The organism is Falsiroseomonas oryziterrae, from assembly GCF_021864505.1.
GTDB classification, from domain to species: domain Bacteria; phylum Pseudomonadota; class Alphaproteobacteria; order Acetobacterales; family Acetobacteraceae; genus Falsiroseomonas; species Falsiroseomonas oryziterrae.
This window is the reverse complement of the sequence record NZ_JAKJIB010000269.1, coordinates 1-5962: the sequence shown is the minus strand read 5'-3', so window position 1 is coordinate 5962 and position 5962 is coordinate 1. Positions and strand designations below refer to the sequence as shown.

Here is a 5962-nt window from a genome sequence, read left to right as displayed (position 1 = left end):
CGCCGGAACGGCAGGCGCAACGGGCGCGCGGACGGGCTCGGCAGGCCGGGGCGCCTCCGCTCGTGGCGGGGTGGCGGAGGTCGCCGGCAGGGCTTCGGGTGCCACCACCGCGGGGGGCGGCGCAGGCAAGACGGCTGCCACAGGCGGGATGACGGGCGGTGGCGCGAGGATGGGCGCCACGACCGGGGGCGGCTCGGCCGCCGGCGTTGCCTCCGCCACTGGCGCTTCCTGCGGGGTCGCCTCCGCTGGCTCCGGTGCTGCGGGTGGCACAACCGATGGCGGGGCTTCCCCGGCCGGCGGGAGCGCCGTCACAAGGTTCTCGGCCGGGCCGGCGGCGGGCGGCACCACGAATGGCGGCAGCTCAGCCGCGGGCTCAGGCAGCGCTGCCATGACGGGAGGCGGCTCGACCGGCGGCGTGGCTTGCGGCGCCACGGCGACCTCCGGTGCCGCCCAGGTTTCGGGCTGCTCCTCGGCTGACGGACGCGGCTCAATCACCGCCGATGGAGGGTCGGCCGCGACAGTCGGAGGCAACTCGACCGGGAGGCCGAGCGAGGCGGATCCCGGACCCTCAGCCGCCAGCCCGTCGGTCCGGGGCTCAGGAAGCGATCCGCTGACCGGAGGGGCGGCGTCCGCCGGGCCGGGCGTTGTGCGCGACGGTGGCCGCTCGACGATCGCCTCCACCGCAGGCCGGTTCGCTTGCGGGGCCTGAGGCGCAGGCCCGCGCAGCAGCAAGGGCCCCGCGATGAGCGCAGCACCGACCAGGGCGACCCCGCCACTTGCAGCCAGGATCACCGCCCAGCGCCGGCGCTCGCTTCCCGTCTCTCCATCCGGCTCGGTCAGAGCTGGAGTGGCGCGTCCCGCTGTCAGGATGCGCTGCAGGGTGTCAGCCCAGCGTGCCTGACCCGCCAAGTGTATCGGGTCCAGACCGATGAAGGCTTCCGCCAGCACCGTGTCCAGATACGGCAGCTCGGCTTCCTTCACGGAGCGGTGGATGACCGGGAGATAGCCCGGATGCAGCCGGAAAAACCCCGCATCCTCGAGCGTCCGGCGGAACAGCGCCAATGCATTCGGCGTCCAACCGGGCTCGAGCTCCAGCAGCGCAACCCCATGCTCGGGCTGCGCGAGTACCAGTCGGAAGGGTGTGCCGGCGAGCCGGCCGAAGGAGAACAGCCGCCAGCCGTTGCGCAGGGACTTGACCGTGAAGCCGGGGCCTTCCGATCCGTTGAAGGCCCGCCCCGTTGGTGTCCGCTCCGGCAACATCGTATCCGGCACCGCGCGCACTCCGCCAAAACTGACGGCATTTTGTATTCGACTTTTTGGGGCGATGCGAGCACGCCCTCTCGCGCCGATGACGCATTCAGCTAGCAGGCTATTCTGCCGCCCCCTGCCGACACTTGCAGTTGAGGCGACGTCACGAGGTCAGCGCGCCCTCCCCCGCCCGCACGCGCTGATGCTCGGGCAGCGGGATCCATTCCTTCTCGTCGCCCGGCACGACCAGACCCATGCGGTCCCGCGCCCAGTCCCGCTTCGCCGCCTCGATCCGCTCGCGCGAGGAGGAGACGAAGTTCCAGAACAGGTAGCGGGGCCCGTCCATGGCGGCGCCGCCGAGCAGCAGCAGGCGCGCGCCCTGCGCGCCGGCCCGCAGCGACACCGCGTCGCCGGCCCGGAACACCAGCATGCGCCCCGCCTCGAAGCGCACGCCGGCCACCTCGACCTCGCCTTCCATCACCCAGGCGCCGCGTTCCTCGTGGTCGGGCAGAGGCAGGGCGGCGCCGGGTGCGAGGCGGGCGTCCGCGTAGAACAGCTCTGACGCGACGGCGACCGGCGCCCGCGCGCCCCAGGCCGCGCCGGCGATCAGGCGCAGCCGCACGCCGCCATCCTCGATCACCGGCAGCGTCGCGCCGGGATGATGGGCGAAGTCAGGCGCCACCTCCTCGCGGTCCTTCGGCAGTGCGACCCAGGACTGGATGCCCGACAGGCGATGCGGGGCCGCGCGCCGTTCCGCCGCGGTCCGCTCGGAATGCGCGATGCCGCGGCCCGCCGTCATCCAGTTCACGTCGCCGGGCGCGATGGGCTGCTCGGTGCCGAGGCTGTCGCGATGCAGGATCTCGCCCTCGAACAGGTAGGTGATCGTCGAGAGGCCGATATGCGGGTGCGGGCGCACATCGACGCCCTTGCCGGTCAGGAACTCGCCCGGTCCCATCTGGTCGAAGAAGATGAAGGGGCCGACCATCTGGCGCTCCTTCGCCGGCAAGGCGCGGCGCACCTCGAAGCCGCCGATGTCGTGGGTGCGCGGCAGCAGCACGGTCTCGAGGCCTGCCGGCAGCGGATCGGTCGGGTCGGTCGCGGTCATCACGGCGCTCTCCTGCTCGGCCCCGAAGATGGGTGCGGTCCGGCATTCCGCGCCATCCGCCGGATGGATGACCGGGATGCCCGGCGCTGATCGCCTGCGCTCAGTCCGGGTTGCTGCGCGTCCAGGCGGCGTCCGCAGCCTCGGGCACGGCGCGGCGGAGCCTCGCGACCACCGCGTCGAGTTCGCCCGGCCTGACGGAACTGCTGACCAGCACGGCCACCAGTTCCGCCTGCCCGCCCTTGCGCCCGTGCTGCTCCCAGGTCGCGACGGGATAGGCGGCCTCGGCCAGCGCCGCGGCCAGCGCCTCGCGCGCCGCGCCCACGCTGGGGTCGGGGACGGTCAGGCTGACAGCGTAGCGCGCCTCGGCCGCCGCATCGCGCAGCGGCAGCCGGTCGATCAGCTTGCCGAGCGGCCGCAGCGCCGTGTTGCAGGCCAGTACGAAGACGGCGAGGCCGATCGCCTGCGCCGGCAGGTTCGCCCCCGCCGCCGCGCCGACCGCGGCCGAGCACCAGACGGTGGCGGCGGTGTTGAGCCCGCGGATGTTGGCGCCTTCCTTCATGATCAGCCCGGCGCCGAGGAAGCCGACGCCGGTGACCACATTGGCGACCACGCGGAGCGCATCCGCCGAGCCGCCGATCTGCAGCCCCATGTCGACGAAGGCCGCCGCGCCGAGCGCCACCAGCACATTGGTGCGCAGGCTCGCGATCCGCTCGCGATACTGCCGCTCCGCCCCGATCAGCGCACCGAGCAGCAGCGCGAGCGCGAGGCTCGCCAGCGTGTCGGACAGGCTGTCCCAGGTGAGCGGCAGGGCCAGGTGCATCGCCGGCGACTATGCCGCCGGATAGGCGATCGCAACCACTTCGATCTCGTCGACGCCGGCCGGCGTGCGGATCCGCCGCGTGTCGCCGACCCTCGCGCCGAGCAGGGCGCGGGCGACAGGCGCGACCCAGGAGATGCGCCCGGCCTCGGCATCCGCCTCGTCCACACCCACGATGGTGATCGTCACCTCGGCATCGTCGGAGAGGCGCGCATAGGTGACCGTCGCGCCGAAGAAGACCTGGTCGCGCTTCGGCTGCGCCGCCGGGTCCACCACCTGCACGCGCTCCAGCCGCTTGCGGAGGAAGCGGACGCGCGCGTCGATCTGGCGAAGCCGACGCTTGCCGTACTGGTAGTCGGCATTCTCCGACCGGTCGCCGAGCCCCGCGGCCCAGGACACCACCTCGACCACCTTCGGCCGCTCCTCCTCCCACAGCCGGCGCAACTCCTCCCGCAGCGCCTGCGCGCCGGCCGGCGTCATGTAGAAGGGCGTGCCGGGCGGCAGGCCGGGCGGGCCTTCGTCCTCGTCGTCCTCGTCGTCAGCCATCGCGCGAAGGCGCGTGCGCATCGGGCTCGAGCAGGGCATCCCGCGCGGCCAACCAGCTGTCCCGATCCGGCGCGCAGATCAGCCCGCCCGCCCGGGCGCGCGCGGGATCGTAGGGCCTCCCGTCGAATTGCGCGGCGTAGCCGCCCGCCTCGGCATGGATCAGCCAGCCCGGCGCGTGATCCCAGGGCATGAGCTTGTTGTAGACCAGCAGATGCGCATGCCCGCCAGCCGCTAGGCGGTACTCATGCGCCGCACAGCGATAGTTCAGCGTTGCCGCGAGGCGCGGCAGCCGTGCCGGCACGCGGGAGCGCAGCGGCTCCGGCATCCAGCCCCAGGAGACCGCGCCGACCATCGCCGCCACCGGCACCGGCGCGGCGACGCGGAGCGCGCCATGCGTGCGCCCCTCGCTGTCCTCGACCCAGGCCCCTTCCCCGCGCAGCGCGACCGCGGTGTCGTCGCCGAGCGGGTCGTGGATCCAGCCCGCGATGCATTCTCCGCGCAGGAACAGCGCCGCCATGCAGCCGAAGAGCGGCACGCCGGCGGCGAAGTTCGCCGTGCCGTCCACCGGGTCCACCACCACCGCGCACTCCGAGCCGGCGAGCCGGTCGAGCAGCGCGGGATCGGCGGCCGTCGCCTCCTCGCCGACCACGACGCAACCCGGCAGCAGCTTCGCGAGCCCCGAGGCGATGACGCGCTCCGCCGCCTCGTCCGCTTCGGTCACGAGATCGAGCGGACCGCTCTTGGCGCGCACCGCGTCGGGTGCGAGGCGGCGGAAGCGCGGCATGATCTCGGTGCGCGCGGCCCCGCGCAGCAGCGCGGCGACCTCGCTCGCGAGGCGCCGGTCGGGGCGCGTCATCCCGCCGATCGCTGCTCGAAGCGCGCGCGGTTGGCCGGCGAGAGCCGCACGGTCAGGCGCACCGCCTCCTCCGCGTCCTCGCGCGACAGCACCTCGCCATGCTCGTAGAGCCAGGCGATGCCAGCGCCATCGGCCGGGGACAGCCGGAACTCCGCCGTCTCCATCCCCGCAGCCAGCCGCTCGTCGAGCGCTGCCCGCAGCTTCTCGAGCCCGTCGCCGGTCAGCGCGGAGACCGCGATGGTGTTCTCGAGCTGCGGCACGGCATCGGCCCCGCCCATCAGGTCGGCCTTGTTCAGCACCTCGACGACGCGCGAGGCCCAGTCGGGATCGAGCGGCGCGTCCGGCCCCTCGGCCATCTCTGTCAGCACCTTGACGACATCGGCGCGCTGCGCGGCGCTGTCCGGATGCGCGGCGTCGCGCACATGCAGGATGATGTCGGCGGCCGCCACTTCCTCGAGCGTCGCACGGAAGGCCTCGACGAGCTGCGTCGGCAGTTCGGAGATGAAGCCCACCGTGTCGGAGAGGATCACAGTCCGCCCGGAGGGCAGCCGGATCGCGCGCATGGTGGGATCGAGGGTGGCGAAGAGCTGGTCCTGCGCATAGACGCCCGCGCCGGTCAGCGCGTTGAAGAGCGTCGACTTGCCGGCATTGGTGTAGCCGACGAGTGCGACGACCGGATAGGGCACGCGCTCGCGCGCCTTGCGGTGCAGCCCGCGCGTGCGGCGCACCTGCTCCAGCTCCTTCTTTAGCCGAACGATCCGCTCGCCGATCAGCCGGCGGTCGATCTCGATCTGGGATTCGCCGGGGCCGCCGAGGAAGCCGAAGCCGCCGCGCTGGCGCTCAAGGTGGGTCCAGCTGCGCACCAGCCGCGTGCGCTGGTAGTCGAGATGCGCGAGCTCGACCTGCAGCGCGCCTTCCTTGGTCCGCGCGCGCTCGCCGAAGATCTCGAGGATCAGGCCGGTGCGGTCGATGACCTTGCAGCCCCAGGCACGCTCCAGGTTGCGCTGCTGGACGGGGCTGAGCGCGGCATCCACGACGACGACCGTCACGCCGTGCCGCTCCACCGCCTCCTTCACCATCTGCACCTGGCCCTCGCCGAGCAGCGTCGAGGGCCGCGCGGCACGCAGCGGATGGATGCCGGTATGGACGATGGTCAGGCCGATGGAGGCCGTCAGTCCGACGGCTTCGGCGAGCCGCGCCTCGGCCGCGCGGGAGCCCGCGCCGTCCATCCGGCCGGCGCGCTCATGCGGGAGGATGACGGCGGCCTTGGTGGGCCCCCGCTCCTCCTGGCGCTCGTTGCTATTCGCCGCGACCGACAGGGTTCACCTCGCGGCCGAGGGTGAGCCGGCCTTCCCGCGGCGCCGCCCCGGCCTCGGCCGGCGCGGCCGCC

General features: G+C 73.4%; 5 protein-coding genes and 1 pseudogene. All 6 read right to left on the bottom strand.

Annotated features, from left to right (window positions below):
* Positions 1-1272: pseudogene (locus L2I40_RS24495) on the bottom strand (hypothetical protein); the annotation flags it as partial.
* 139 nt (positions 1273-1411) lie between these two features.
* Positions 1412-2353 carry a pirin family protein gene (locus tag L2I40_RS17770; protein WP_237216531.1) on the bottom strand — a complete coding sequence of 314 codons (942 nt, stop codon included), beginning with the start codon at positions 2351-2353 and terminating at the stop codon, positions 1412-1414.
* A 100-nt stretch (positions 2354-2453) separates the two neighbouring features.
* Positions 2454-3173, bottom strand: a complete 720-nt coding sequence (locus L2I40_RS17765) for an MgtC/SapB family protein (protein WP_237216530.1) — start codon at positions 3171-3173, stop codon at positions 2454-2456.
* Positions 3174-3182: 9 nt separating this feature from the next.
* Positions 3183-3716 carry a transcription elongation factor GreB gene (gene greB, locus L2I40_RS17760; RefSeq protein ID WP_237216529.1) on the bottom strand — a complete coding sequence of 178 codons (534 nt, stop codon included), beginning with the start codon at positions 3714-3716 and terminating at the stop codon, positions 3183-3185.
* On the bottom strand, positions 3709-4572 hold the full coding sequence (locus L2I40_RS17755) for an inositol monophosphatase family protein (RefSeq protein WP_237216528.1): 864 nt from the start codon (positions 4570-4572) through the stop codon (positions 3709-3711). The genes greB and L2I40_RS17755 overlap by 8 nt, the downstream gene beginning before the upstream one ends.
* On the bottom strand, positions 4569-5801 hold the full coding sequence (hflX, locus tag L2I40_RS17750; RefSeq protein WP_237216527.1) for a GTPase HflX: 1233 nt from the start codon (positions 5799-5801) through the stop codon (positions 4569-4571). Before hflX ends, L2I40_RS17755 begins: the two co-directional genes overlap by 4 nt.
* Positions 5802-5962 lie beyond the last annotated feature (161 nt).

Bases quoted from the DNA above. Each gene is read 5' to 3' on its own strand.
- L2I40_RS17765 (WP_237216530.1), bottom strand. From the start codon at position 3,173: ATGCACCTGGCCCTGCCGCTCACCTGGGACAGCCTGTCCGACACGCTG.
- greB (WP_237216529.1), bottom strand. From the start codon at position 3,716: ATGGCTGACGACGAGGACGACGAGGACGAAGGCCCGCCCGGCCTGCCG.
- L2I40_RS17770 (WP_237216531.1), bottom strand. From the start codon at position 2,353: ATGACCGCGACCGACCCGACCGATCCGCTGCCGGCAGGCCTCGAGACC.
- hflX (WP_237216527.1), bottom strand. From the start codon at position 5,801: ATGGACGGCGCGGGCTCCCGCGCGGCCGAGGCGCGGCTCGCCGAAGCC.
- L2I40_RS17755 (WP_237216528.1), bottom strand. From the start codon at position 4,572: ATGACGCGCCCCGACCGGCGCCTCGCGAGCGAGGTCGCCGCGCTGCTG.